Origin of the sequence: Microcella humidisoli (assembly GCF_024362325.1) — a bacterium.
Classification (GTDB): Bacteria; Actinomycetota; Actinomycetes; order Actinomycetales; family Microbacteriaceae; genus Microcella; species Microcella humidisoli.
Window position 1 is genome coordinate 695,278 of record NZ_CP101497.1, and the last position, 25,666, is coordinate 720,943.

27 protein-coding genes and 1 tRNA gene are annotated in these 25,666 nt (G+C 71.2%); 6 read left to right on the forward strand and 22 right to left on the reverse strand.

The genetic code is table 11. The features are described from left to right. Nucleotides 1-61: 61 nt before the first annotated feature. On the forward strand, nt 62-487 hold the full coding sequence (locus tag NNL39_RS03270; protein ID WP_255160279.1) for an arsenate reductase ArsC: 426 nt from the start codon (nt 62-64) through the stop codon (nt 485-487). Between the two features lie 79 nt (nt 488-566). On the opposite strand, the gene NNL39_RS03275 is transcribed toward NNL39_RS03270, so the two are convergent. From NNL39_RS03275 to NNL39_RS03300, 6 genes are all read right to left on the reverse strand, one after another. Then, nucleotides 567-1,286 carry an anti-sigma factor gene (locus NNL39_RS03275; RefSeq protein ID WP_255160280.1) on the reverse strand — a complete coding sequence of 240 codons (720 nt, stop codon included), beginning with the start codon at nt 1,284-1,286 and terminating at the stop codon, nt 567-569. Further along, a complete protein-coding gene (sigK, locus tag NNL39_RS03280; protein ID WP_407665145.1) occupies nt 1,283-1,891 on the reverse strand; it encodes an ECF RNA polymerase sigma factor SigK in 609 nt (202 codons plus the stop codon). Before sigK ends, NNL39_RS03275 begins: the two co-directional genes overlap by 4 nt. Nucleotides 1,892-1,909: 18 nt before the next feature. Further along, a complete protein-coding gene (locus NNL39_RS03285) occupies nt 1,910-2,323 on the reverse strand; it encodes a hypothetical protein (RefSeq protein ID WP_255160281.1) in 414 nt (137 codons plus the stop codon). A 137-nt stretch (nt 2,324-2,460) separates the two neighbouring features. Next, entirely contained in the window at nt 2,461-3,123 is a 663-nt protein-coding gene (locus tag NNL39_RS03290) for a hypothetical protein (protein ID WP_255160282.1), read from the reverse strand. 56 nt (nt 3,124-3,179) lie between these two features. After that, on the reverse strand, nt 3,180-3,644 hold the full coding sequence (locus tag NNL39_RS03295) for a cupredoxin domain-containing protein (RefSeq protein ID WP_255160283.1): 465 nt from the start codon (nt 3,642-3,644) through the stop codon (nt 3,180-3,182). Nucleotides 3,645-3,896: 252 nt separating this feature from the next. Continuing rightward, nucleotides 3,897-4,529 (reverse strand): DNA-directed RNA polymerase subunit beta, encoded by a 633-nt coding sequence (locus NNL39_RS03300; protein WP_255160284.1) that lies wholly within the window; start codon nt 4,527-4,529, stop codon nt 3,897-3,899. Nucleotides 4,530-4,586: 57 nt separating this feature from the next. Here NNL39_RS03300 and NNL39_RS03305 point away from each other — a divergent pair. Continuing rightward, a tRNA-Lys gene (locus NNL39_RS03305) sits at nt 4,587-4,659 on the forward strand. Here the strand turns inward: NNL39_RS03305 and NNL39_RS03310 are convergent. The 3 genes from NNL39_RS03310 to NNL39_RS03320 form a co-directional block, all read right to left on the reverse strand. Beyond that, complete coding sequence (locus NNL39_RS03310; protein ID WP_255160285.1) at nt 4,660-5,067, reverse strand: hypothetical protein; 408 nt, start codon at nt 5,065-5,067, stop codon at nt 4,660-4,662. It abuts the tRNA gene before it with no gap. A 142-nt stretch (nt 5,068-5,209) separates the two neighbouring features. After that, a complete protein-coding gene (locus NNL39_RS03315) occupies nt 5,210-6,148 on the reverse strand; it encodes an aldose 1-epimerase family protein (RefSeq protein ID WP_255160286.1) in 939 nt (312 codons plus the stop codon). Between the two features lie 4 nt (nt 6,149-6,152). Then, nucleotides 6,153-6,950 carry a DeoR/GlpR family DNA-binding transcription regulator gene (locus NNL39_RS03320; protein WP_255160287.1) on the reverse strand — a complete coding sequence of 266 codons (798 nt, stop codon included), beginning with the start codon at nt 6,948-6,950 and terminating at the stop codon, nt 6,153-6,155. 80 nt (nt 6,951-7,030) lie between these two features. Between NNL39_RS03320 and galT the strand changes: the two genes are divergently transcribed. Both galT and galK read left to right on the forward strand, forming a co-directional pair. After that, on the forward strand, nt 7,031-8,140 hold the full coding sequence (gene galT / locus NNL39_RS03325; RefSeq protein WP_255160288.1) for a galactose-1-phosphate uridylyltransferase: 1,110 nt from the start codon (nt 7,031-7,033) through the stop codon (nt 8,138-8,140). Then, nucleotides 8,133-9,290 (forward strand): galactokinase, encoded by a 1,158-nt coding sequence (galK, locus tag NNL39_RS03330; RefSeq protein WP_255160289.1) that lies wholly within the window; start codon nt 8,133-8,135, stop codon nt 9,288-9,290. The genes galT and galK overlap by 8 nt, the downstream gene beginning before the upstream one ends. Nucleotides 9,291-9,307: 17 nt before the next feature. On the opposite strand, the gene NNL39_RS03335 is transcribed toward galK, so the two are convergent. Together NNL39_RS03335 and NNL39_RS03340 are read right to left on the reverse strand one after the other, a co-directional pair. Further along, nucleotides 9,308-10,288 carry a DUF2804 domain-containing protein gene (locus NNL39_RS03335; RefSeq protein ID WP_255160290.1) on the reverse strand — a complete coding sequence of 327 codons (981 nt, stop codon included), beginning with the start codon at nt 10,286-10,288 and terminating at the stop codon, nt 9,308-9,310. 29 nt (nt 10,289-10,317) lie between these two features. Beyond that, a complete protein-coding gene (locus NNL39_RS03340) occupies nt 10,318-11,790 on the reverse strand; it encodes a malate:quinone oxidoreductase (RefSeq protein WP_255160291.1) in 1,473 nt (490 codons plus the stop codon). Nucleotides 11,791-11,847: 57 nt separating this feature from the next. On the opposite strand from NNL39_RS03340, the gene NNL39_RS03345 reads away from it, so the two are divergent. Together NNL39_RS03345 and NNL39_RS03350 are read left to right on the forward strand one after the other, a co-directional pair. Further along, entirely contained in the window at nt 11,848-12,603 is a 756-nt protein-coding gene (locus tag NNL39_RS03345) for a sulfite exporter TauE/SafE family protein (RefSeq protein ID WP_255160292.1), read from the forward strand. An 89-nt stretch (nt 12,604-12,692) separates the two neighbouring features. Continuing rightward, nucleotides 12,693-13,340 (forward strand): helix-turn-helix domain-containing protein, encoded by a 648-nt coding sequence (locus NNL39_RS03350; RefSeq protein ID WP_255160293.1) that lies wholly within the window; start codon nt 12,693-12,695, stop codon nt 13,338-13,340. Between the two features lie 30 nt (nt 13,341-13,370). Here the strand turns inward: NNL39_RS03350 and NNL39_RS03355 are convergent, their stop codons facing one another. From NNL39_RS03355 to pta, 11 genes are all read right to left on the reverse strand, one after another. Then, complete coding sequence (locus NNL39_RS03355) at nt 13,371-14,282, reverse strand: cation diffusion facilitator family transporter (protein WP_255160294.1); 912 nt, start codon at nt 14,280-14,282, stop codon at nt 13,371-13,373. A 37-nt stretch (nt 14,283-14,319) separates the two neighbouring features. Further along, complete coding sequence (locus NNL39_RS03360) at nt 14,320-14,994, reverse strand: SGNH/GDSL hydrolase family protein (protein WP_255160295.1); 675 nt, start codon at nt 14,992-14,994, stop codon at nt 14,320-14,322. An 80-nt stretch (nt 14,995-15,074) separates the two neighbouring features. Beyond that, nucleotides 15,075-15,836 carry an SGNH/GDSL hydrolase family protein gene (locus NNL39_RS03365; protein ID WP_255160296.1) on the reverse strand — a complete coding sequence of 254 codons (762 nt, stop codon included), beginning with the start codon at nt 15,834-15,836 and terminating at the stop codon, nt 15,075-15,077. An 11-nt stretch (nt 15,837-15,847) separates the two neighbouring features. Continuing rightward, nucleotides 15,848-16,909, reverse strand: a complete 1,062-nt coding sequence (locus NNL39_RS03370; protein ID WP_255160297.1) for an aspartate-semialdehyde dehydrogenase — start codon at nt 16,907-16,909, stop codon at nt 15,848-15,850. Between the two features lie 2 nt (nt 16,910-16,911). After that, the gene (locus tag NNL39_RS03375) at nt 16,912-18,177 is read right to left on the reverse strand and encodes an aspartate kinase (protein ID WP_255160298.1); all 1,266 of its coding nucleotides are present in this window, start codon (nt 18,175-18,177) and stop codon (nt 16,912-16,914) included. Nucleotides 18,178-18,336: 159 nt separating this feature from the next. After that, complete coding sequence (locus NNL39_RS03380; protein ID WP_255160299.1) at nt 18,337-18,909, reverse strand: TetR/AcrR family transcriptional regulator; 573 nt, start codon at nt 18,907-18,909, stop codon at nt 18,337-18,339. Beyond that, complete coding sequence (locus tag NNL39_RS03385; protein ID WP_255160300.1) at nt 18,906-19,373, reverse strand: SRPBCC domain-containing protein; 468 nt, start codon at nt 19,371-19,373, stop codon at nt 18,906-18,908. The genes NNL39_RS03380 and NNL39_RS03385 overlap by 4 nt, the downstream gene beginning before the upstream one ends. Nucleotides 19,374-19,460: 87 nt before the next feature. After that, nucleotides 19,461-20,060 carry a recombination mediator RecR gene (gene recR, locus NNL39_RS03390; protein WP_255160301.1) on the reverse strand — a complete coding sequence of 200 codons (600 nt, stop codon included), beginning with the start codon at nt 20,058-20,060 and terminating at the stop codon, nt 19,461-19,463. A 28-nt stretch (nt 20,061-20,088) separates the two neighbouring features. Next, the gene (locus NNL39_RS03395) at nt 20,089-22,257 is read right to left on the reverse strand and encodes a DNA polymerase III subunit gamma and tau (RefSeq protein WP_255160302.1); all 2,169 of its coding nucleotides are present in this window, start codon (nt 22,255-22,257) and stop codon (nt 20,089-20,091) included. Between the two features lie 56 nt (nt 22,258-22,313). Beyond that, complete coding sequence (locus tag NNL39_RS03400; RefSeq protein WP_255160876.1) at nt 22,314-23,438, reverse strand: acetate/propionate family kinase; 1,125 nt, start codon at nt 23,436-23,438, stop codon at nt 22,314-22,316. Next, nucleotides 23,438-25,633: a phosphate acetyltransferase gene (pta, locus tag NNL39_RS03405; protein ID WP_255160303.1), complete on the reverse strand. Its 2,196-nt coding sequence runs from the start codon at nt 25,631-25,633 to the stop codon at nt 23,438-23,440. The genes NNL39_RS03400 and pta overlap by 1 nt, the downstream gene beginning before the upstream one ends. Between the last annotated feature and the right edge of the window lie 33 nt (nt 25,634-25,666).

A 25,666-nucleotide genomic window follows, 5' to 3' on the forward strand; every position in this document is an offset into this window, starting at 1 on the left:
CGCAGGGCGGCGGTCCGCATCCCGTTGCCACTACATATAGATGTGTGTCTATACTTTGGACATGAAGAAGAACGCTCCTGCTGAACCCCTGCCCACCGTGCTGTTCGTGTGCGTGCACAACGCCGGCCGCTCCCAGATGGCCGCGGGCTACCTGCAGCACCTCGCGGGCGACCGCGTCACGGTGCTCTCCGCGGGCTCTGAGCCCAAAGACCAGATCAACCCCGTCGCGATCGACGCCATGGCCGAGGAGGGCATCGACATCGCCCACAACGTGCCCAAGATCCTCACCGTGCAGTCGGTCGTCGACTCCGACGTCGTCATCACCATGGGGTGCGGCGACGCGTGCCCGATCTTCCCGGGAAAGCGGTACGAAGACTGGGAGCTCGAGGATCCAGCCGGGCAGGGCATCGATTCGGTGCGCGTGATCCGCGACGACATCAAGCGCCGCGTCGAAGCCCTCGTCGCCGAGATCGCGCCCGCGCGCTAGGCACGAACGGGCACGCGCGACCCCTTTCACGACGAACGGCCCCCGTGCATGCGCGGGGGCCGTTCGGCGTCACTCGAGGCTACGCCGTAACGATCGCCACGATCGGGTCGCTCGTCGGCGCCGGGCTGCCCGACGCGGGCTCGACCGTCACTCCGACGATCGTGCCGGCCTCGAAGGCGCCGTCGAGCACCTGCACGACCGCTCCCTCACCATCGACCGCGAACAGCCCCGCAGGCGTCGCGACGCCGTCGGTGATGTACCAGAGGGCGTAGCGCTCGTCGTCGCTCAACGGCTCGAGGCCGTCGAAGACCATGGCCGAGAGTCCCACCGACTCGCTTGCGACGAGCGTCACCGAGGCGCCGCCCGCGACCCCGGAGACCACGGTCGACACGTCGGGCGCCGCGACGATCGCCGCGAGCTGGTCGGCATCGCTCGGCGAGCCCGGAACGATGAGATCGGCGGCGAGCACGCCCCCGAAGAACAGGGCCACCGCGGCGGCGGCGGCCGTCACGAGCATCGCCGGCCGGGCGAACCAGCGCGCCTGAGCGCGCGCGGCGGCGGACCCCGGCGCGGCGGCAGGCATCGCATCCTCGATCGAATCGGCAGCACTCGGCGCGACCGCTGCCGGCGGCGACGGCGCGAGCTGCGGCGTCGTGGCGATCGCCGCCATGACCGCGTCCTTCAGGCCCGCCGAGGGCGCCACCGGCGCCACCGCGAGACCCAGAGCGGCGCGCACGTCGGCGAACTCCTCATCGCGCATCTCATCGAAACCGTTCGCGTCATCGTCGGTCGACTTCATGACGCCACCCCCAATTCTTCGCGCAACCGCATCATGCCGTCGCGCAGTCGAGTCTTGACCGTGCCCATCGGGATGCCGAGCATGTCGGAGACCTCGCTGTGGCTGTACCCGCCGTAATAGGCGAGCTCCACCGCTTGTCTCTGCAGCTCGGTCAACCGGCTCAAGGCCTTCTCCACTCGATCGTGTTCGATGCGGATCTCGACGCTCTCCGCGACCGAGTCGTAATCCCGATCGAGATCGCGGATGCCGATCCTGGTGTCACGGTCGCGAGACGACTGCGCACTGCGTACGCGGTCGATCGCTCTCCGGTGGGCCATCGTCAGCATCCAGGTCACCGCTTTCCCCTTATTCGGATCGAAGCGCGGGGCGGTTTGCCAGATCTCGAGCAGAACTTCTTGAACCACCTCCTCCGACTGGGCGTGGTCTTTCAGCACGTGGCGCACGAGGCCCAGCATGCGCGGAGCGATGAGGTCGTACAGCTCGCTGAAGGCGCGCTGGTCGCCCGTGGCGACGCGCAGCAGCAGGGCGTTGGTGGCTTCGACGGTGGCGTCGGCAGCGGGGGCGACGTCGTCGAGCGCTATTTCTGGGGGCACGAGTACCAGCATTGCAGGACTCGGGCTGATCTACGGCTGAACGGGGCCTGCGGGTCGCGGGCGCAGCAGCGCGGCGGTGATCGCCGCAGCGAGCGCGATCGCCTGCGCGACGGCGGCGATGACCTTGTCGGCGTACCAGATCGGCTCGAACAGGACCGGCAGGCCGATCGGGCTGAGGTCGAGTGGCACGAGGGTCGTGATGACGACGAGAGCGAGGCCGCCCGCGGCGACGAGCGCGGCGAGCGCCGCGGCCCAGCGGGTGCGGGTGATGAGCAGCAGGGCGGCAGCGATGTTCACGGCGGCCTGGATGCGGAAGAGCGTGCCCTGGCCCACGAGCGTGCCCGTGATCGCCTCGAACGGGCCGGCGAGCTGGAAATGGATGACCGCGTTCACGACGAGCGCGATGGCGGTGACGATCAGCAGGGCGATGCGGAATGCGCGCATGAGCCGGATCCTCTCGAGGGGCGGTACTGGTGGGCAAAGACGAGTACGGCCGGTGGGGCGGGGCTCGGGTCCCCTCCCCACCGGCCGGTGGTCAGCGCTCGACCCCTACCGGTCGGCGCGCTGGATCATGCTGGCGACTACTGGATTCCCAGGTTGGTCGCGATGCCGCCGGCGAGCGCGGTCGCGGTCATCGGCATGTGGCTCGCGGCCTCCTTGAGCAGGTCGAAGTACGCCGGGTCGTTCGCGATGTTGGCGTCGATCGCCGCGAGCAGCGTCGTCGCGTGCATCTCGAGCTCGGCCTGCACGGCCTCGGCCGGCAGCTCGGGAACGACCGAGTTGATCAGCTGGCCGAACGACACCGCGTAGGCGCCGAGGTCGGCGACGGCCTGCTCGGCGAGCGCGTCGTCACCGGTCGCCTTGCCGAGCGTGTAGTTCACGAAGAACGGGATGTGCGAGCGCCACGAGTCGAGGAACGGCTGCTCCGCGTCGGGGTACGCCGAACCGACGAGCGCGGCGACCTCGACGGAGTTCTCGTCGAGAGCGGCGACAGCGGCCGTGACCTGCTCGGTCGTGAGGTCGCCACCATCCTGCAGCGCCTGGTCGATCGCGGCACCGGCGAGGTACACGTGGTCGGCGAGCAGAGCGGTGAGCTGGGCACGCAGTGCCGAGCCGTCGCTGTTGACGGTGTCGATGACGGCGGTCTCCTCCATGGGAGCCTCCGCCTCGGCGGCGGTCGAGCAGCCCGACAGAACGAGAGCGGCAGCCAGGCCGAGGCCGGCGAATGCGATGGACTTGCGCATGATGTGATTCCCCTTAGTTGGTGTTGGTGCTGTTGGTGTTGGTGCGGGCCGGGTGCCTAGCCCTCGACGATGACGCGAGCGTTCATCGTGAGGTGCGGCATGCAGAAGTACAGGTACTCCCCCGGCTCGGTGAAGGTGAACGAGAACGTGTCCCCCTCCTGTCCCATCGGCGCGAGCGCGTGATCGAACAGGCCGTCGGCCGACTGCGAACCGCGCAGCCCGGTGCTCTCGTTGACGTCGCCCCAGGCACCCGATGTGATCGTGTGCCCGATGGTTTCGCCGTTGCGCCAGGTGACGGTGGTTCCGACGGGCACCGTGATGTCCTCCGGCATGAACCGGAGTCCGATCGTGATGACCTCGTTCGGTCCCGCCTCGAGCGACTCCTCCGCAGCCTGCGGCAGGCTCGTCGACGTCGCGATGATGGCCGGGGTGTTCCCGGTGCATCCCACGAGGGCGGCGAGCACGAGCGGCAGGGCTGCGATGGCGAGCCCGGAGCGGATGGTGCGTGCGGTCGGTGACATGCCAGGTGTTCGGCACCACGGGGTGCGGGGTTTGGCCGAGGTGGCGTTCTTCAGCGCACTCTCAGCTTGAGGGCCCGAGCGAGAGCTCGAGGGCGCAGAAAAGCCGGGCCGCAGAACGCCTCTCGGCGAGTGGCCGCTCGGAGCGGCAAATATTGGAGCCCGGGGTTACTGCGGCCCGGCTACAGCAGTGTAACCGGGTGACCCTGCACGGCATTCCCGGGCGGTGGATGCTCGGGCGGTGGATGCTCGGGCTCAGTCGAGCGAACCGGCGCGCTCGAGGGCGGCGCAGGCCGTGAAGTCGCGGCCGCTCGACGTGAGGCGGGCGGCGCGCGCCGTGAGCTCGGCGGCGCGGGCATCGTCGGCCGCGGCATCCGCGTCGTCGGCGAGATCGGCGGCGCCCGCCGCGGCGGTGCGGCAGAAGGCGGCGGCGCGATCGAACGCGACCGCGACGTCGCCGTCGTAGACGCCCCGCAGCACGGCGTCGGCGAGCACGCGGATCTCGTCCGGGCCCGTCGGGCTTTCCGCCCCGGCCACGACGACATCGGCGGTCGACAGCACCTCGCTGCCGCGCTGGAACAGCAGCGCCGTGCCCGCCGGGTCTTGGCGGATGAGCGCGCGCAGCAGCGACAGCCGCCAGAGCGCGCCCGGCAGCGTGCGGGCGCCCGCGCGCGACCACAGCTCGGCGAGCGTGTCGAGGCCGTGCTCATCGGTGAAGGCGACCATGCGCTCGACCAGGTCGGGGTCGTCGCTCGAACGCACCCGGTGCACGAGAGCGCGGGCCGAGTCGTGCGCGATGCGCAGCGCGACGGCGGGGTCGAGCCCGCCCTCGAGGGCGTCGAAGGCGCTCGACGGTCGCCGCACGGGGCGCATCGGTCGATCGGTCATGCGCTCCACGCTAGCCCGCAGCGGCTGTGGCCGCGCCGCGGTAGATTAGGGAGGTAGGGGCCTCTAGCTCAGTTGGTAGAGCAGCGGACTTTTAATCCGCGGGTCGTCGGTTCGAGCCCGACGGGGCCTACTAATTGTTGAAGCCGTCGCGCGGACCAGGGGTGTCCTTGAGCACACGGAAGACGCCGATCTCGGTGACCCCGTCGGACTCGTAGACGGGAATGTCGTAGACGGCATTGGCGTCGGAGGTCGACCGCCAGAGGTTGCGCGCGAACTCCAGCTCGCTCACCCGGATGTAGCCGGTCTTGCCGCCCTCCGCTCGCGCCACGATGAGGTCGGGCACGCGATCGTTGAGCGGGCTGCCGTAGGTCTCGCCGTTGGCATTGACCTCGAACTCGATCTGATCGCCGACGATCTCGGTCGACGGAGCGACGGCCTGCGTGAACATGTCGCCGAGCGTGGGCGCGAGGGCGAACCCGCCGCCGACGACCACCACCCCGCCCGCGATCATCGCGATGGTCTTCGGTGCAATGGCCATGGTCGACTCCCCCGTCGAACGCGCGCGCATCCGCACGCGGGGAGCATTCCCCAGCCCCCTCGCTCATCCAATCACCCGGACGGCATGAGGGTCACCCCCCGTTCGCGGGCGGCCACGACGATCGGTGCTGCGGATGCTGCGCTCAGGCCGGGCGGCAGATTCCCCAGCTGCCCGACCAGGAGGCGCCGGGGTCGATCCACCGCAGACCGACCCCGGAGTTCAGGGCGTCGGCCGGCGCCGTCATGGGCTCGACGGCGATGGCCGTGACGGGCCCGGCAGCGGTCGGGAAGACGCGCGTGATGAACAGCTGCAGCCACTCCCAGTCGCCGTCTTGCCACACTTCGGTCTCGGTGCCGTCGGCGGCCGTCAGCACCGTGCGGGTGACGCCGTCGTCGTCGGGCTGCACGCGGAAGGCATCGTCGAGCGCGAGGGCCCCGATGCGTCGACCCGCGGTGAGATCCCACTCGCCCTCGGCGGGCTCGAGGCCAACGGGGTTGAGGCGCTCGTCGACCATGACGTGCTCGACCGTGCGCGCCGCGATCGTGAGCTCGTCGACCGCGTGCGCGCCCACGCGGATGAAGGGGTGCGTGCCGACCGCGTAGGGCGCGGGGCGGTCGCCGAGGTTGGTGACGGCGTGGGTGACGCGCACGCCGTTGCCGGTCAGGCGGTACTCGACCGTGGTCCAGAGGTGGAAAGGGTAGCCGTGCTGCGGCACCACGGCGGCACCGAGTGTCACGGCATCGTCGGTCTTCTCGACGAGCTGGTACGAGGTGTTGCGCAGCAGTCCGTGGATGGCGTTCGTGCGGTCCACCTCGGTGAGGTCCAGCTGCAGCGTGGCCCCCTCGTGCACCCAGCGGCCGTCGCGCACGCGGTTGGGCCAGGGCACGAGCACGATGCCGCAGCCGAACGGCGGGGTCGACTGCTCGTCGAAGCCCTGCACGAGGTCGTGCCCATCGACGGTGAGGTGCCGCAGCGCCGCGGCCACGGAGGTGATGATCGCCTCGACGGGGCCGTGGGCGCCGTCGTGATGCAGGGCGTACTGCTCGCCCGTCGGGGGCGTTGCGCGATGCGTCGTGCTCATGCCGTCACTGTACGCGCGAGACCGCCACCGTTGTGACAGCGAGGCCGGCCGCGCGCAGGGGCGCGAGCTCCGCATCCGTCGCCGCATCGTCGGTGATGAGCTCGTCGAGCTCGCCGAGCGTGGCCACGCGCCCGAGGTGCACCTGGCCGATCTTGCTCGAGTCGGCGGCGAGCACGCGCCGGGCGGCGCTCGCGACCATGCGGCGCTTGACCTCGGCTTCGGGCAGGTTGACGTTCGTGACCCCCGCGGCGGCGTCGATCCCCGTCGCGCCGAGGATGGCGAGGTCGACGCGCACGTCATCGAGCAGCGTCGTCGCGAGGGGGTTCACGAGCGAGTGCTGCAGCGAGCGGACGGTGCCGCCGGTGACCACCACGGTGAAGCGCGGAATGGCCGGCTCGAGCGCGAGGGCGATCGCGAGCCCGTTCGTCACGATGACGACCTCGTCGAGATCGACGCGATCGACGAGGGCGTGGGCCACGGCGAGCGTCGTCGAGCCGACATCCAGCAGGATGCTCTCCCCCGAGCGCACGCGCGTCGCCGTCTCGGCGGCGATCGCGCGCTTGGCCCGGGTCAGGCGCGTGCGCGACTGCTCGAGGCTCGACTCCCGCTCGGCGACGAGGCCGCGCGGCATCGCTCCGCCGTGCACGCGCGTGATGCGGCCCTCGGTCTCGAGCGCAGCGAGGTCGGTGCGCACGGTCACCTCGCTCACGCCCAGCTCGCGCGCGAGGTCGGTGACCCGGGCGAAGCCGCGCCGGGCGATGGATGCCGCCATGCGGTCGCGGCGCAGCGGTGCGGCATCCATGAGCGCTCCCTTTCGAGATCTGTCGATATCGAAAGCCTATCGCTTACGATTTCGCAAGCTTCCGGCCGTAGCATCGTGAGGTGACGATCCGCTTCCACTCCACGACGCTCGCCGACGGCCGCGAGCTCATCTACGTCGACGACGCCGACACGACGCTGGGGCCCGAGCGCTCGATCGACCGCCGGGTGCTCGACCCGCGGCCCGAGACCGCACGCATGCGGCAGGACGTGCTGACGGGCGAGTGGGTGTCGATCGCGAGCAATCGGCAGAACCGCGTCTTCATGCCGCCGCCGGATCAAGACCCGCTCGCGCCCGCGAGCGCGGCGAACCCGAGCGAGATCCCCAGCAACTACGACGTCGCCGTGTTCGAGAATCGCTCCCCCAGCTTCGGCCCGGCCCTCGAGCACGAGCACGCGCCGACCAGCCTCGACGACCTCGCCGAGATCGGCATCGGCCGCAGCCGCACGAGCGTCGGCCGCTGCGAGGTCGTGTGCTTCTCGCCCGACCACGAGGGCTCGTTCGGCTCGCAGACCGTCAGCCGTGCGCGCACCGTGATCGAGGCGTGGGCGCACCGCACGGCGGCGCTGAGCGCGCTGCCGGGAATCCAGCAGGTCTTCCCCTTCGAGAACCGTGGCGCCGAGATCGGCGTGACCCTGCCGCACCCGCACGGGCAGATCTACGCCTACCCCTTCGTCACACCGCGCACGAACACGCTGCTGCGCTCGATCGACGCGGTCGGCCCCGACCTCTTCGCGCGCGTGCTCGAGAGCGAGCAGGGCAGTGAGCGCGTCGTGCTTCAGGGCGAGTACTTCACCGCCTTCGTGCCGTTCGCCGCGCGCTGGCCCATCGAGGTGCACGTGCTGCCGCACCGCCACGTGCCCGACTTCGCCGCGCTGAGCGACGCGGAGAAGGACGAGCTCGCGCCGTTCTACCGCCGCCTGCTGCGCGGTATCGACGCGCTCTATCCCACGCCGACGCCGTACATCGCCGCCTGGCACCAGGCGCCCGTGCACATCGGGCGCGAGGCTGTGCGCCTCATGCTGCAGGTGACGAGCCCGCGGCGCGGCGCTGACAGACTGAAGTACCTGGCCGGCTCGGAGGCCGCGATGGGCGCGTTCATCGGCGACGTCGCGCCCGAAGCCCAGGCCGCATTCATCCGCGAGGGAATCGAGAAGACCGGCAATGACTGACATCCGTGACGACGCGCGCGACGGCTTCGACGCTGTCTTCGGACACGCGCCCGACGGTCTCTGGTCGGCCCCCGGCCGCGTCAACCTCATCGGCGAGCACACCGACTACAACGAGGGCTTCGTGCTGCCGTTCGCGATCGACCGCCGCACGGTCGTGGCGCTCGGGGTGCGCGACGATCGCCGCGTCCGCGTCGCAAGCACCTTCGCCGACGAGCTCGCCGAGATCGACCTCGACGCGCTCGCCCCTGACGCCCTCGGTGGCTGGTCGGCCTACCCCTTGGGTGTGGCCTGGGCGTTCAGCGAGTTCGGCGCCGACCTCGCGGCGGTGCCCGGCGTCGATCTCTTCATCGACTCCGACGTTCCCGTCGGTGCCGGGCTGTCGAGCTCTGCCGCGATCGAGAGTGCCGTGGCCCTCGCCCTCAACGACGTCTGGCGTCTGGGCCTCGACCGCCGCACCCTCGCGCGCGTCGGCCAGCGCGCCGAGAACGTCGCCGTCGGCGCCCCCACGGGCATCATGGACCAGTCGGCATCGCTGCTCGGCCAGGTCGACCACGCGGTCTTCCTCGACTGCCGCACGCTCGAGAGCGAGCTCGTGCCGCTCGGGCTCGCCGAGGCCGGGCTCGCGATTCTCGTGATCGACACCGGAGTCAAGCACAGCCACGCCACCGGCGGGTACGGCGAGCGCCGCGCCGCGTGCGAGCGCGGGGCCGCGGCGATGGGCGCATCCTCGCTGCGCGACCTGACGGTCGACGACCTGCCGCGCGCGCAGCAGCTGCTCGACGATGTGACCTTCCGGCGCATCCGCCACGTCATCACCGAGAACCAGCGTGTGCTCGACACCGTCGGGGTGCTGAAGGCGCAGGGTGCCTCGGCCATCGGCGAACTGCTGGATGCCTCGCACCGCAGCATGCGCGACGACTTCGAGATCTCGGTGCCCGAGCTCGACCTCGCCGTCGAGACCGCCGTCGGCGCGGGCGCGATCGGCGCCCGCATGACGGGCGGAGGGTTCGGCGGTGCCGCGATCGCGCTCGTGCGCGTCGGCGACCTCTCGCGCGTGCAGGTCGCGGTCGACAATGCCTTCGGCGAGCACGCCTTCGGCCAGCCCGACACCTTCGTCGTCACGGCCTCCGACGGGGCCGCGCGCAACTGACGGCTCAGGGCGGGCCGCTACCAGCGGTTCTGCGCCTGCTCGGCCCAGCCGGTGAGGCCGTCGACGCTGACGCGCGTGCCGCTCGCGTCGAGCATCCACCCGCTCCACGTTCCCAGCGCCTGGTAGATGGTGCTGGCCACGACGACCGCATTGGTGCGCTCGACCCGGCGGTGACAGGGCGTGAGCGTCACGTCGGCGTGCTCGCCGACGACGCGCCACGGCGACGCGGGGTCGTCAAGGTCGTACTGCCAGCTGAGCTCCTCGTCGATGTAGTGCTGCACGCCGTCGACGAATACGGCGTTCTCGGTCGAGCCGGTGCCGTCGGTCCACTTCCCGCCGAGCTGCAGGCCGATGCGGCGGCCGTCGACGAGGCCCGAGCCCGCGGCCCAGTTCCACGTCATGCGGTACGGCCAGCGGCCGCGCCCGCGGTCGAGCACCGCCCAGCTGCCCTCCCCCACCGGGAAGGATCGGCCGTCGACGGTGATCGTGCCCGAGACCGGGCGGGCCACGTCTTTCAGGGTGTACTGAAAGAGCCGGTCGCTCCACGGCACGACCACGCCGAGCGCGTCGCCGGCGTCGGGGCTCGTCACGTCGATCGCGAAACCCGGTGCGGTGCCGCGGATGCTCGTGGCCGAACCCGCGGAGCGCATCCTGAGCTCAGCCGAACCCCACCGCGTGCTCGCCTCGAAGGGCGGCAGGGTGTCGGGGATGCTCGTGCCGCGTGCGAACGGCACGAGCCCGCCGATCGTGCGATGCTCGCCGGTCGCCCTGTTGACGAGATAGATCGAGGGCACCGCCGCGTAGTCGAGGCTCGAGACCGTGAGGCCGGCGAACCAGTCGGGGGTCATGATGCCCCAGTACTCCCACCGTTTGGTGCGACCCCAGCCGCGCAGGGGCGAGCGGTGCAGGGGCGTTCGGGTTCGCCCGACCGCGGCCGGGTTGAGCCGGCCGTTCGGCAGGCACAGGTCGACGGGCTCGGTGATCTCGTGCAACGGCATCGGTGCGGGGCGTTCGGCAGCGGATGGGCTCAGCGGGCGATCGCGAGCGTCTCGGCCGTGCTCTCGAGCAGCTCGGCGGCGAGCGCCGGGTCGTCGGAGACGTTGCGACCGTAGCTCGGCACCATCGCGAGCAGCCCGGGCTTCCAGGCCTCGAGCTTCTCGGGGAAGCACCGCTCGATGAGGTCGATCATGATCGACGGAGCGGTCGAGGCGCCGGGCGAGGCACCCAGGAGGCCCGCGATCGAGCCGTCGGCCGAGGCGACGACCTCGGTGCCGAACTGCAGCGTTCCGCCCTTGCCGGGCACGTTCTTGATGATCTGCACGCGCTGGCCGGCGGTCTGCTGGTACCAGTCGTCGCCGTCGGCGTTCGGGTAGAACTCGCGCAGGGCATCGAGCTTCGCCGATCGCGACGCGAGCAGCTCGCCGACCAGGTACTTCACGAGGTCGAAGTTCTTGAGGCCCACCTGCAGCATCGGCACGAGGTTGTGCCAGCGGATCGAGCCGAACAGGTCGAACCACGATCCGGTCTTCAAGAACTTGGGAGTGAAGCCCGCATAGGGGCCGAAGAGCAGGCTGGGCGAGCCGTCGACGACGCGCGTGTCGAGGTGCGGCACCGACATGGGCGGGGCTCCCACTGAGGCCTTGCCGTAGATCTTGGCGTGGTGCTTCGCGACGACCGCGGGGTTGTCGGTGCGCAGCCACTGGCCGCTGACCGGGAAGCCGCCGAAACCGCGGATCTCCTTGATGCCGCTCTTCTGCAGCAGCGGCAGCGCGTGGCCACCGGCGCCGACGAAGACGAACCGCGCGGTGACCTCAACCGGCGTCGTGCCGACCTCTTCGCGCAGGCGCAGCTTCCACAGCCCGTCTTTCGTGCGCCGGATGCTCTGCACGCTGTGCTCGACGTGCAGGGTCGCCCCGCTCGCGACGAGGCCGTTCATGAGCAGCTTGGTGAGCGCGCCGAAGTCGACGTCGGTGCCCGCGGCCATGCGCGTCGCGGCGATCGGCTGGGACTTGGCCCGGCCCGGGATGACGAGCGGCGCCCACTGGCGGATCACCGCGGCGTCGTCGCTGTACTCCATGCCGGCGAAGAGCGGGTGGTCCTTGAGCGCGTCGTAGCGCTTGCGCAGGTACTCGACGTTGCTCTCGCCCCAGACGAGGCTCATGTGCGGCGTCGCGGTGAGGAACGCGCTCGGTTCGGGCAGCAGGCCCTTGCCGACGAGATACGACCAGAACTGGCGCGAGACCTGGAACTGCTCGTTGACCTTGACGGCGTTCGTGATCTCGATCGAGCCGTCGGGCCGCTCGGGCGTGTAGTTGAGCTCGCACAGGGCGGCGTGGCCCGTGCCGGCGTTGTTCCAGGGGTTCGAGCTCTCGAGCGCCACGTCGCTGAGGCGCTCGTAGATGCGGATGTCCCACTCGGGCTCGAGCTGACGCAGCATCGTGCCGAGGGTCGCGCTCATGATGCCGCCGCCGATGAGGACGACGTCGATGGGTTCAGTCACCCCGCCAGTTTAGTCTCGCTCAACAGGGGTTCGACGCGGCCCGACTAGGCTGGCCCGGTGATTCTGCCCCTTCTTGCGATCGGAGCAATCGGGGGCCTGTTCTCCGGTCTCTTCGGGGTCGGCGGCGGCTTCATCATGGTGCCGCTCATGATGGCCTGGCTGCGCTTCGACCAGCGCCGGGCATCCGCCACCTCGTTGCTCGCGATCATCCCGCCGGCAGCGCTCAGCGCGTCGCTCTACGGCGCGCGGGGGCAGATCGATCTGCTCGCCGCCGCCATCATCGCCGTCGGGGCGATCGCGGGAACACCGCTCGGTGCCCTGCTGCTGCGGCGCCTCTCGCTCGTCTGGCTCAAGTGGCTCTTCATCGCGGGGCTGCTCGCCACCGCGCTGCGGCTCGTCGTCGTCGCGCCCGAGCGCAGCGGGGTGCTCGAGTACGGGGTCGTGACGGTGCTCGGCCTCGTCGCGCTCGGCGTGCTCATGGGCGTGCTCGCGGGGCTGCTCGGCGTGGGCGGCGGCATCGTCGCGGTGCCCGTGTTGATCGCCGTGTTCGGGGTCGGTGATCTGCTCGCGAAGGGCACCTCGCTACTCGCGATGATTCCGGGCGCGATCGCCGGCACGGCGACGAATCTGCGGGCGGGGCTCGTGCAGTGGCGCGAGTCCGCGACGATCGGTGCGGCGGCCGCGGTGATGTCGCTCGTCGGTGTCTGGCTGGCGTTCCTCATCCCGCCGCAGCTCGCGGCGTGGCTGTTCGCCGCGCTGCTGCTCGGGGTGATCGTGCAGATGGCGCTGCGGCGCGTGCCGCCGCGCGGCTGATCCGGCCGCGTGGTCCAGCGACGGCGAGCCCCGTCAGGACGTCGTCGATACAGTGTGAGTCGAGTCGACCTTCGAGAAGATGGGGCATCGTGACTGAATCACCGAGTGTGCGCCCCCCGATCGGCAACAGCACGATCGAGCGGGTCGCACTGGTACTGGAAGAGCTGTCGAAGCACCCGACTGGCACCGGACCTCGAGAGATCGCCCGTGCCACCGGCGTCGATCGCAGTGCGGCGAGCCGAGTTCTCGCAAGCCTCCGAGACGCCGGTTTCGCCGAACAGGAAAGCGATTTGGGCCCGTATCTGCCGGGAGTCAGACTGAAGGCTCTCGCGCTGCGGTTACAGGATCACGACGGCGTCGCGTCGGTCGTTCGCCCCATCATCGAGCGGCTTCGCACCGATCTCGACGAGTCCGTATCCTTCATCACTGGCGCGATGGACGAGGCACGGCACCTCGTCGTTGCTGAGTCCGCTCGCCGTATTCGCTTCTCGGCGGCGGAAGGCGCTCCTGCCGTGGACGACCTCCATGGCTTCCCTCCAACGCTCGTCGATGGCGTCGCCGTCCTCAGCGATGACGATGCCGTCAGAGTGATCGCGCCCATCGACGACGAGCGCCCCGACCGTTCAGCTCTGCTCATGGTCGCTCTCCCGCGCTCGAGAGCGACGGAGTCGACGATTCAGCGCGCCTCCCAGGAAACACGTGCGACCGCGCGCGAGCTGCACAACCTCCTCCACTGACGGGCGTCGCCGCGCTCTGAGCGGCGGCACTCACTCGGCGAGCGAGCGGTCGGTCGTGAGATCGATCGACGCCCACAGCTCGTAGCCGAGCGTGTCGAGCCCGGCGAGCAGCTCGCGGCGCACCGCGTCTTGCCCCTCGATCGTCCACGTGCCGGGTTCGACGACGATGTCGATCTGCAGGTAGAGCTTGCGCCCGAGCTTCGTCATGCGGATGTACGGGTCGCCCAGGCCGTGCCGCGCGCGGATCGCCTCGACCTCGGCGAGCACCCGCTGCTGCACCTCGGGCGACGGCGCGCCCTCGAGCAGCTCGTAGATGCCCGACCGCAGGAACCGAATGGGGATCGGGGCGAGCATCGCGACGGCGACGAGCACGAGCACGGGGTCGAGGAACCGGACGAGGCCCCCGAACGACGTCGAGGCGATGAGCACCGCGACCGTCGCACCGATGACCATGACGGCGTTGCGCACGGCGCCCGCGCGCCACTGCAGCGCCTCGACGCGCACGAGCTCTGAGCCACCCGACCGGCGCAGCAGGTGCGCCGCGAAGATTCCGCTGACGACGGCCGAGAGCAGGCCGTAGATGACGACCGAGATCGGCGCGACATCGCTGCCCCCGTCGAGGATGAGCACGACCGCGTCGACCGCGGCGATGAGCAGTGTGCCGAGCATGGCGACGCCCTGCAGCATGATCGCGAACGGGGTCAACGACTCGCGCCCGAACGGATACCGCGCCGATGGCCCGCTCTCCACGGCGCGCGAGGCGCGCAACGAGATCCAGGTGAGCGAGAGCCCGATGATGCCGTACACGCCGTCGAACACGATGATGCGCGAGCCGACCGCGAGGCCGCCGACGACGGCGATCGCCGAGATCACGAGGGCGACGACGACCGACTGCATGAGTGCGGAGCGCTCGGTGAGCGCGGGCGCCGCCGGTGTGGTCACGCGCTCAGCGTACTGCCCGGGCCGTCGTCGCAGCAGGTCACAGTCCGAGCTCGGCGAGCGCCTCCTCCATGAGCCGTGTCATGAGCGCATAGCCCTCATCATTGGGGTGCAGGCCGTCGGCCGCCATCTCGCCGGGGCGACCCGCGATCCAGTCGGAGGCGCCCGCGATGTGGTCGGCCCCGATCGCCTGCGCCTCGCGTTGCACCCAGCCGGCGATGATGCCGAGCGACTCCGGCTGCTCGGCCGTGTACCAGAAGGGTTCGACGACGATGATGCGCGCATCCGGAAGCCCCTCGCGCAACCGGCGCAGATCGATCGCGATCTGCGCTTCGATCTCGGCCGCGGCCCGCGAGTACGAGAAGTTGTCGTTGAGCCCCATCGTCACGAACACGATGTCGGGCTGCTGCGCGATGATCTGATCGGGCAGGTCACCCGCCCCGTAGGTTCCGCGGTTGTTGACGAAGCCGAGCCCGTTGACGCTCGGGTTGAACTCGCGCCAGCCTCGACGCTCGGCGATCTGCGTCGACCAGCGCAGGGCCGGGTCGCTCGCGCCCGTGCCGAGCGTGTACGAGTCGCCGTAGAAGGCCACGAGCGGTCCGTCGCCCTCGGCGACGACCGGCACGGCGGGCGGCGCGGCGAGCGGCGAGCATGCCGAGAGGGCCGCGAGCGCGGCGAGCGCGGCGGCGATGAGCACGGTGCGACGAGAGGACATGCCCCGTATTCGACGCGGTGCGCCTGAGGGTTCGCGTGTGGCGTCGCCGGGATGCGCGCTCGCCGCCGCGATGCCCCCGATCAGAGCTGCTCCGGGCCGAAGGGCTCGAGCGCCGGGCGCTTGGCCCGCCGGTGATCGCCCGACGAGCGCCCGGTCAGCCGCCGCCCGATCCAGGGCAGCACGTAGCGCCGCCAGTACTCGGCGGTGCGCGGGCGCTCGACGTCGTCGGCGGCATCGGGCGCCGTCGGCGCGGGGGCGATGGCGACCCCGAGCGCGGCGAGCACGTTCGCGGCCGCGAGAGCGTGCCCCTGCGCGTTGAGGTGCAAGCGATCGACCGACCAGTGGCGCAGCTCGGGCAGCTGCGGGTCGCTCCAGTTGTCGACGAAGAGCACGTCGGTGCCGACCAGCCGGTGCCGCGCGGCGACGGCGAGCGCGTCGCCGCGGCGCGAGAAGACCCGGCCGAGCGGGATGTGGCGGGTGGGGTCGCCGCCGCTCACGATCATGACGTGCGCACCGGTCGCCCGCGCCCGCTCCGCTGCCGAGACGAGGCGATCGGCGACCGCCTCGATCGAGACGGAGGGCCGCAGGATGTCGTTGCCGCCGCCGTTGATGCTCAGCAGCTGGGGGCCGAGCGCGAGGGCAGCGGGCAGCTGCTCGTCGAGGATGGGCGCGAGCAGCCGGCCGCGGATGGCGAGGTTGGCGTAGCCGATCGTGCCGCCCGCGGCATGCGCGAGCCCCGCGGCGACGAGGTCGGCCCAGCCGCGCGGCGTGCCGTCGGGCCGCTCGTCACCCATCCCCTCGGTGTAGCTGTCGCCGATCGCGGCGTACGAGGTGATGGGCACGGCTGAGCCGCTCAGGCGGCCGTACCGGTCAGCAGCCGTGCGGCCAGCAGCTCGGCGATCTGCACGGCGTTGAGGGCCGCGCCCTTGCGGAGGTTGTCGTTGCTGATGAACATCGCCAGCCCGCGACCGCCGGGAACACCCTCGTCGGCGCGGATGCGCCCCACCAGACTCGGATCAGCGCCGGCGGCGTCGAGCGGGGTGGGAACATCCATCAGCTGAACACCCGGTGCGTCGGCCAGCAGCTCGCGCGCCCGCTCGGGGCTGATGGCGCGCGCGAACTCGGCGTTGATGGCGAGCGAGTGACCCGTGAAGACCGGCACGCGCACGCAGATGCCGCTCACGAGCAGCTCGGGCAGCTCGAGGATCTTGCGCGACTCGTTGCGCAGCTTCTTCTCTTCATCGGTCTCACCGAGCCCGTCGTCGACGAACGAGCCGGCCTGGGGGATGACGTTGAAGGCGATGTTCTTCGGGAACTTCACGGGCGGCGGGAACTCGACCGCGGCGCCGTCGTGCACGAGGCCCATCGCGTCTTGCACGATGACGGCATTGGCCTGCTCAAGCAGCTCTTCGCCGCCCGCGAGTCCCGCGCCCGAGACGGCCTGATAGGTGCTGACGATGAGGCGCTGCAGGCCCGCCTCGGCGTCGAGCACCTTGAGCACGGGCATGGCGGCCATGGTCGTGCAGTTGGGGTTGGCGATGATGCCCGTGACGGCCTGGTCGATCGCGTGCGGGTTGACCTCGCTCACGACGAGCGGCACGTCAGGGTCCATGCGCCAGCCGCTCGAGTTGTCGACGACGGTGACGCCTGCCGCCGCGAACCGCGGGGCCTGCGCCTTGCTGAGCGTGGCGCCCGCGCTGAAGATGGCGACGTCGAGCCCGCTCGGGTCAGCCGTCTCCGCATCCTCCACGACGATCTCGCGATCGCCCCACGGGATGACCGTTCCCGCGCTGCGCGAACTCGCGAAGAAGCGCAGCTCGCCGACGGGGTACTGCCGCTCGAGCAGCAGCTGGCGCACGACCGCGCCGACCTGGCCGGTGGCGCCGACGACGCCGATGTTGACCGTCGAACCCATGACTACCGCCCCGTTCCCGCGTAGACGACCGCCTCGGCCTCGCCGTCGAGCCCGAATGCCGTGTGCACGATCTGCAGGGCGTGGTGCAGGATGTCGGCGCGCATGACGACCGAGATGCGGATCTCGGAGGTGCTGATCATCTCCATGTTGATGCCGGCATCCTTGAGCGCCGTGAACAGTTGCGCCGAGACGCCCGCGCTCGTGCGCATGCCACCGCCGACGACCGAGAGCTTGCCGATCTGGTCGTCGTAGGCGAGCGACTCGAAGCCGAGGCCGGGCTGCGCCGCGCGCAGCGCCGTCATGACCTTCTCGCCGTCGGTCTTGGGCAGCGTGAAGCTGATGTCGGTGCGGCTCGTGGCGGCGGCCGACACGTTCTGCACGATCATGTCGATGTTGGCGCCGGTCTCGGCCACGATCGTGAAGATGTCGGCGGCCATGCCGGGAGTGTCGGGCACGCCGACGACCGTGATCTTGGCCTCGCTCAGGTCACCGGCGACGCCCGTGATGATCGGCTCTTCCATAACTTCTCCCTCTGTCGGGGTGACGACCCAGGTGCCCTCATTGGGCGAGAACGACGACCGCACGTGCAGCGTGACCCCGTGCCGGCGTGCGAACTCGACGGCGCGGATGTGCAGCACCTTCGCGCCCGCGGCGGCCAGCTCGAGCATCTCTTCCGACGTCACGCGGCTGATCTTGTGCGCCTTCTTCACCACGCGCGGGTCGGCGGTGAACACGCCGTCGACGTCGGTGTAGATCTCGCAGACCTCCGCGCCGAGCGCAGCGGCGAGGGCGACGGCTGTCGTGTCGCTGCCGCCGCGACCGAGCGTCGTGATGTCGCGACTGTCGCGGTTGAAGCCCTGGAAGCCTGCCACGATCGCGATGGCGCCCTCGTCGAGCGCCTCCTGCACGCGCACCGGGGTGACGTCGACGATGCGGGCGGCGCCGTGGCGGGCATCCGTGATCATGCCGGCCTGGCTGCCCGTGAACGACCGCGCATCGTGGCCCATGCTCTTGATCGCCATCGCGAGCAGCGCCATCGAGATGCGCTCGCCGGTCGTGAGCAGCATGTCCATCTCGCGCGGGTCGGGCAGCGGCGCGACCTGGTGGGCGAGGTCGATGAGGTCGTCGGTCGTGTCGCCCATGGCGCTCACGGCGACGACGACCTGGTTGCCGGCCTTGCGCGTCTCGACGATGCGCTTCGCCACGCGCTTGATGCTCTCGGCGTCGGCCACCGACGATCCGCCGAACTTCTGCACGATGAGGCTCACGAAGGGACTCCTGGGATTGGTGGCGAGACGACGGCGCGGGCGAGAGGCCGACGGCTCGATTCTAGCGGCGTGGCATGCCTGCCTCGGCATGGGGTGCTGCAACCGGCACGACCAGCGCCGGGCGCCCCGAGCCGTCGCGGACGCGCAGGCCGACCGCACTCACGGGCGGGCCCCGCGCACCGCGAGCTCGACGAGCTGCCGCGCGGCATCGTCACCGGTGCTGCGACCGCACAGGGTGCGAACGTGCATCGGGTTGACGATCTGCTCCCACACGATGATCGCGTCGAGATCGCGGCGGATCACGCCGGCGTCGACGAGCCGCTGCAGCGGTTCGCGCGCGAGCTCGTAGCGGTCGCGGAAGAACTCGTCGGCGAGTGCGACGAGCTCGGGCGTCGCCGCGGAGGCGGCGATCGCGGCCCGCAGGATGTTGCCGGCGCGCGGGCTGCGCAGCGCGGCGGCGACCGAGACGGCAAGTGCCTCGAGTGCTGCGCGCGGGTCGGACGCGTCGACGGGCGGCACCTCCAGTTCACCGAGGCGTCGGATGGCGGCGGCGACGAGCCGTTCGCGCGTCTCGAAGCGGCGGTAGATCGTGGTCTTGTGCACGCCGCTCGCGGCGGCGATGTCGTCGACCGTGATGGCCGCGCCGCGCTCGGCAAGCAGCGCGATCGTCGTGTCGAGCACCGTCGTCTCGACGGCGGCCCCGCGGCGACGCGGCTCGGTCGGGGCGCTCACGCGGCGACCCGCGCGGCGAGCTCGGTGTTCATGCGGGCGAAGGCGGCCGGGGTGTCGACCGTGAGCATGCGGCGGAAGGCGGGCACGAGCACCCCCGACAGCACCTCACTGTGGAGGAGGCGGCTGCGGTTCGCGTCGATCGGCACGATCTCGAAGCGGTGCCGGCCGTCGAGAACTCCGGGCACTCCGACGCGGCCGAGCCACACGAGCAGCCGTCCGGGCTCGAGCTCGACGATGCGGGGGCGGAAGGTCTGGCCGCTCGAGTCGGTGGGCTCGATGCGCACGGTCTGACGCTCGCCGAGCGCGAGCGCGCCCTGCCACGAGCGGATGAAGGTGTTCCACTGCGGGTAGGCGTCGCGATCGACGAGCGCGGCCCACACCTCGGCGGCGGGTCGGTCGATCTCGATGCTGGTCGTGATCTCGACGCGCAGGGCGCTCGAGGTGACGGAGTCGGCGGGGGTCATGCGGGGCATCCTCTCTTGCGCAACTTCTGTTGCGATAGTGAGACTACGCCCGCCGCGACGCTAATGCAACAGAAGTTGCAATATCGCTCAGCGTTCGACCGTGCGGCGCCCCTCGAAGGCCCGCCCGAGCGTGACCTCGTCGGCGTACTCGAGGTCGCCGCCCACGGGCAGGCCGCTCGCGAGGCGCGACACCGTCAGCCCCGGCTGCACGAGCAGGCGCGAGAGGTAGGTCGCCGTCGCCTCGCCTTCGAGGTTGGGGTCGGTCGCGATGATGACCTCGGTGACCGTGCCGTCGCGCAAGCGCGTGAGCAGCTGGGCGATGCGCAGGTCGTCGGGCCCGACGCCGTCGATCGGGCTGATCGCTCCGCCGAGCACGTGGTACAGCCCGCGGAACTCGCGCGTGCGCTCGATCGCCACGACGTCTTTCGCCTCTTCGACGACGCAGATCGTCGTCGGGCTGCGACGCACGTCGCGGCAGATGGAGCACTGCGCCTCTTCCGCGACGTTGCCGCAGATCTCGCAGAAGCGCACCTTCTCGCGCACGTCGATGAGCAGCTGCGCCAGGCGCGCGACGTCGAACGACTCGGTCTGCAGAATGTGGAAGGCGATGCGCTGCGCCGACTTCGGACCGATGCCGGGCAGACGACCGAACTCGTCGATCAGGTCTTGGATGATGCCGTCGTACACGTCAGCTCTGCTCTCTGGGCTCTCAGGCTCAATACTCGTCGCGCAACGGGTCGGGGGCGTCGGCGCTCGAGGGTCGGTCGGGGGCGTCGGCGCTCGAGGGTCGGTCGGGGTCGCGCGGCGCGGCGGCCGGGGCGGGTTCGGCGAACAGGTCGACCGGGCCGGCGGTCACGAGCGGCTCGATGGCCTCCTCGACGAGGAAGGTCGCGCCGAGCACCTCGCGCACGACAGCCTCGCCGTAGCGCTGCCGACCGTTGATCTCGGTCTGGTGCTGCACCGCGGGCCGCACCGGTTCGGCCGGTTCGGGCGGGTCGACCGACGGCGGCGAGTCCGGCAATTCCGGTGACTCCGGCGATGGGATGCTCGCCGACGCCGCGACCGCGCCCGGGATCGCCGTCACCACCCAGTCGGTCACGGCCGCCTGCGCTGCAGTGCCGCCGCCAGCCGCGGCGGGCGGCGCAGTCGGGGCGGGCGGCGTCGGCCGCGATCGTGCGGGGGCGCTCGGCGCCGGGTCGGGGTCGGCGGGGGCATCCGCCGGGGGCTCGGTCGCCGCGGCGACGGCGGGGCGCGCATCCGGAGTGGCATCGACGCGCACGCGGAACTTGACCCGCAGACCCACGACGGACTGGATGGCGCCGCGCACGTGCTCGCTGACGCTGTCGGTCGGTGCTGCCCGCTGCTTGAAGGCGGCGGCGTCGGCCTCGGTCGGGAAGGCGATGGTCAGCACGTCGTCATCGAGCGCGACGGGCGTGGTGCCGAAGACGACCGTCCACGAGCTGCGCTTCGCCTGCTGCACGGCGTCGAGCACGGCGGGCCACGCGGCGCGCAGCGTGTCGAGCGAGACGGGCTCGGTCGGTGCCGGAGCGGAGGGCGCCGCGGCCGAGGGCACGGGAGTCGAGGGCACGGGAGTCGAGGGCGCAGCGGCAGACGGCGCTGCGGCAGAGGACACGGCGGAAGAGGGCACAGCGGAAGACGGCACGGCGGCAGTCGGAGCCGGTAAGGTCGCGGCCGGTGCCGCCGCAGCCGGCGGGGCCGGCGCGGCCGGCGCGGCCGGCGCGGACGTCGCGCGGGCCACGGGCGCGGCCGCGACCCCGTCGCCGCCGAGGGCGACGAGCACGCGCGCGGTCATGAGCTCAAGGTGCAGGCGAGGAGAGGTGGCGCCCGACATCTCGGTGAGCGCGCGGTTGACGACGTCGGCCGCGCGCGAGAGCTCGGCGGGGGCGAACATCGCGGCCTGGTCGCGCATGCTCTGCAGGTCGTCGGCGGGGATGCCGTGCAGCACCGAGGCGGCGCTGTCGGCGGTCGCCTGGACTACGATGAGGTCGCGGAGGCGTTCGAGCAGGTCGTCGACGAACCGTCGCGGATCCTGCCCCGTCTGGATGACGCGATCGACCGCGTGGAAGGCGGCCCCGGCATCCCGCGCCGCGATCGCGACGACGACCTCGTCGAGCAGGGCGCCGTGCGTGTAGCCGAGCAGGGCGACGGCGCGCTCGTAGGTGACGGTCGCGTCGTCGCTGCCGGCCATGAGCTGGTCGAGCAGCGAGAGGGTGTCGCGCACCGATCCGCCGCCGGCGCGCACGACGAGCGGCAGCACGCCCGGCTCGATCGTGACCTTCTCGCTCGCGCACAGTTGCTGCACGTATTCGAGCAGCTGCGCGGGAGGCACGAGCCGGAACGGGTAGTGGTGGGTGCGCGAGCGGATCGTGCCGATGACCTTCTCGGGCTCGGTCGTCGCGAAGATGAACTTCACGTGCTCGGGCGGCTCTTCGACGATCTTGAGCAGGGCGTTGAAGCCCTGCGGCGTCACCATGTGCGCCTCGTCGAGGATGAAGATCTTGTAGCGGTCGCGCGCGGGGGCGAACACGGCGCGCTCGCGCAGGTCGCGGGCGTCGTCGACGCCGTTGTGGCTCGCGGCGTCGATCTCGACGACGTCGAGCGACCCGCCGCCATCGCGGCTGAGCTCGATGCAGCTCGGGCAGACGCCGCACGGGGTATCGGTGGGGCCCTCGGCGCAGTTGAGGCAGCGAGCCAGGATGCGCGCCGACGTCGTCTTGCCGCAGCCGCGTGGGCCGCTGAACAGGTAGGCGTGGTTGACCCGGTCGCCGCGCAACGCCGCCCGCAGGGGGTCGGTCACGTGCGCCTGGCCGATGAGCTCGGCGAAGGTCTCGGGCCGATAGCGGCGGTAGAGGGCGGTGACCACGTGCCCAGCGTAGTCGTCACCTCCGATGCCCGAGCCGGGCATCCCGTGCCCCGGGCTCAGGCGACGAGGGCGGCGGCGGCCTGCGCGATCGCGAGCTCTTCGTTCGTCGGCACGACGAGCACCGCGACGGGAGCGCCCTCGGGCGAGATGACCCGCGCCTCGCGCGACGGCGCGCCGTTGCGGTCGGCGTCGATCGCGAGCCCGAGGTGCCCGAGCCCGTCGAGCGCACGGGCCCGCAGGTCGGCCGCGTTCTCGCCGATGCCGGCCGTGAAGACGACGGCGTCGAGGCCGCCCAGCTGGGCGAGGTACGCCCCGACGTAGTGCCGGATGCGGTGCGCCCAGACGTCGAGGGCGAGCTCCGCATCCGCATCGCCCGCGGCGGCCGCCGCCGTGACATCGCGCATGTCGGCGGACCCGGCGAGACCGAGCAGCCCGCTGCGGCTGTTGAGCAGGGCATCGACCTCGGCCCCCGACAGGCCCGCTCGCTGCAGGTGCAGCAGCACTCCCGGGTCGACGTCGCCCGAGCGCGTTCCCATGACGAGGCCGGCGAGCGGGGTGAGCCCCATCGAGGTGTCGATCGAGCGGCCGCCGTCGATCGCGGCCGCTGACGAGCCGTTGCCGAGGTGCAGCACGATGAGCTTGAGCGACGCGAGGGGGCGGCCCAGCAGCGCCGCAGCGCGACCGGCGACGAACTGGTGGCTCGTGCCGTGGAAGCCGTAGCGGCGGATGCCGTGCTCGGCCGAAACAGCCCGGTCGATCGCGTAGGTCGCGGCGGCCGCGGGCATCGACTGGTGGAAGGCGGTGTCGAAGACCGCGACGTGCGGCACGGAGGGCAGGGCGAGGCGAGCAGCCCGGATGCCCGCGAGGTTCGCCGGGTTGTGCAACGGCGCAAGCGCACTGACGGTCTGGATGCCCGCCTCGACGGCGTCGTCGATGACGACGGGTGCCGTGAACACCGAACCGCCGTGCACGACACGGTGTCCGACCGCGGCGATCGACGCCGCCTCGGAGCCGAGGCGATCGAGAACGACGCGCATCCCGGATTCGTGGTCGGCGGCATCACCGCCCGGCTGGCCGAGCCGCTCGAGCAGGCCCGACAGCACGACCTTCTCGCTCACGACGTCGACGAGCTGGTACTTGATCGAACTCGATCCGGAGTTGACGACGAAGACGCGCACGATCAGGCCACGCCGCCGATGGTCGAGATGGGCGTCGTCGGAGGAGGAGGCGTCCGTTGCGCCTGGATCGCCGTGATGGCGACCGTGTTGACGATGTCGCTCACGAGCGCGCCGCGGCTGAGGTCGTTGACGGGCTTGCGCAGCCCCTGCAGCACGGGCCCGATCGCGACGGCGCCCGCCGACCGCTGTACTGCTTTATAGGTGTTGTTGCCCGTGTTGAGGTCGGGGAACACGAAGACGGTCGCGTGGCCGGCGACGGGCGAGCCCGGCATCTTCGCGGCCGCGACGCTCGGCTCGGCCGCCGCGTCGTACTGCATCGGACCATCGACCAGCAGCTCGGGCGCTCGCTCGCGCACCAGCTGCGTGGCGGCGCGCACCTTCTCGACGTCATCGCCCGAGCCCGACTCACCCGTCGAGTACGAGAGCATCGCGACGCGCGGCTCGATCGCGAACTGCGCCGCGGTCGCGGCTGACGAGATGGCGATGTCGGCCAGCTGCTCGCTCGTCGGATCGGGAATGACCGCGCAGTCGCCGTAGACGAGCACGCGATCGGCGAGGCACATGAGGAAGACGCTCGACACGACGCTCACGCCCGGGTCGGTCTTGATGATCTCGAAGCTCGGGCGAATCGTGTGGGCCGTCGTGTGCGCGGCGCCCGAGACCATGCCGTCGGCGAGGCCGAGGTGCACCATCATCGTGCCGAAGTAGCTGACGTCGGTCACGACGTCGCGCGCCGTCTCGACCGTGACACCCTTGTGGGCCCGCAGCCGCGCGTACTCCTCGGCGAAGCGGTGCCGCAGGGACTCATCGAAGGGCGACAGGATGCTCGCCTGCGACAGGTCGAGCCCGAGCTCGGCGGCGCGGGCCCGCACGGCCTGCTCATCGCCCAGGATCGTCAACTGGCACACGCCGCGCTGCAGCAGCGTGCCGGCCGCGCGCAGCACGCGGTCGTCGTCGCCTTCGGGCAGCACGATGTGCTTGCGGTCGCCGCGCGCCCGTTCGAGCAGGTCGAACTCAAACATGAGGGGCGTCACGACGTCGGAGCGCGTGACGTCGAGCCGGTTCATGAGTGCGTCGGCGTCGATGTGGCGCTCCCACAGCGCGAGCGCGGTGTCGTACTTGCGCTGGCTGTCGGCCGCGAGGCGGCCGCGCGCGCCCATGATGGCGAGCACGGTGTCGTAGGTGCCCGACGCGGCTCGGATGATGGGGAGGCTCGGGTCGAGGCCCTCGACGAGGCTCTGCACCGCATCCGGTGTGTCGAACCCGCCGTAGAGCACGATGGCCGCGAGACTCGGGAACGTCTCGCTCGCATGCGCCATGAGCACCGCGAGCAGCACCTCGCTGCGGTCGCCGGGAATGAGCACGACGGCGCCCTCGGTGAGGCGCGGCAGCACGTTCTCCATCGACATGCCCGCCACGACGGCGCCGAGCACTTCGCGCTGCAGCAGCGCATCGTCGCCGCGCTCGAAGGTGCCGCCGCAGGCCTCCATGACGGCGGCGACGGTGGGCGCGATGAGGTACGGGTCTTCGGGGATGGCCGCCACAAGCGCCTCGGGCGCCACGGTCTGCACGGCCGCGCAGATGGCGTCGAGCGCCTCGGCGTCGGCGCGATTGGCGATGATGCCCAGCAGCTGCGCGTGCTCGTGGTCGAGCTCGGCGACGGCCACCTCGGCGACGCGGCGCATGTCGTCGGCGGAGCGTGCCCCCGACTCGGCGAGCCCGCGCCCGCCGGCCGCTCCGCTCTCGCGCCCGCCGATGACGAGCAGCACGGGCGCACCCAGGTTGGCCGCGATGCGCGCGTTGAACGACAGCTCGGTGGGGCTCGACACGTCGGTGTAGTCGCTGCCGACGATGACGACGGCATCGCTGCGCTGCGCGACGGCGTGGTAGCGCTCGACGATCACGGCGAGCGCCGCCTCCGGGTCGGCATGCACCTCGTCGTAGCCGACGCCGATCGCGTCGTCGTAGGCGAGGTCGACGCCGTCGTGCGCGAGCAGCACGTCGAGCACGTAGTCGCGCTCTGGCGCGACTACAGAAGGCGCAGCGTCGCGCACACCGCGACCGTCGCGCGCACGAGTAACGGGCCTGAATACGCCAACCCGTTGCACGCGGTGGCTCAACGTGTCGACGAGCCCGAGGGCCACCGTCGACTTGCCCGAGTTGCCCTCGGCGGAGGTGATGTAGATGCTGCGCGACATTGCGCCCAGCCTAGGGCGACAGCCTTGGAGGGC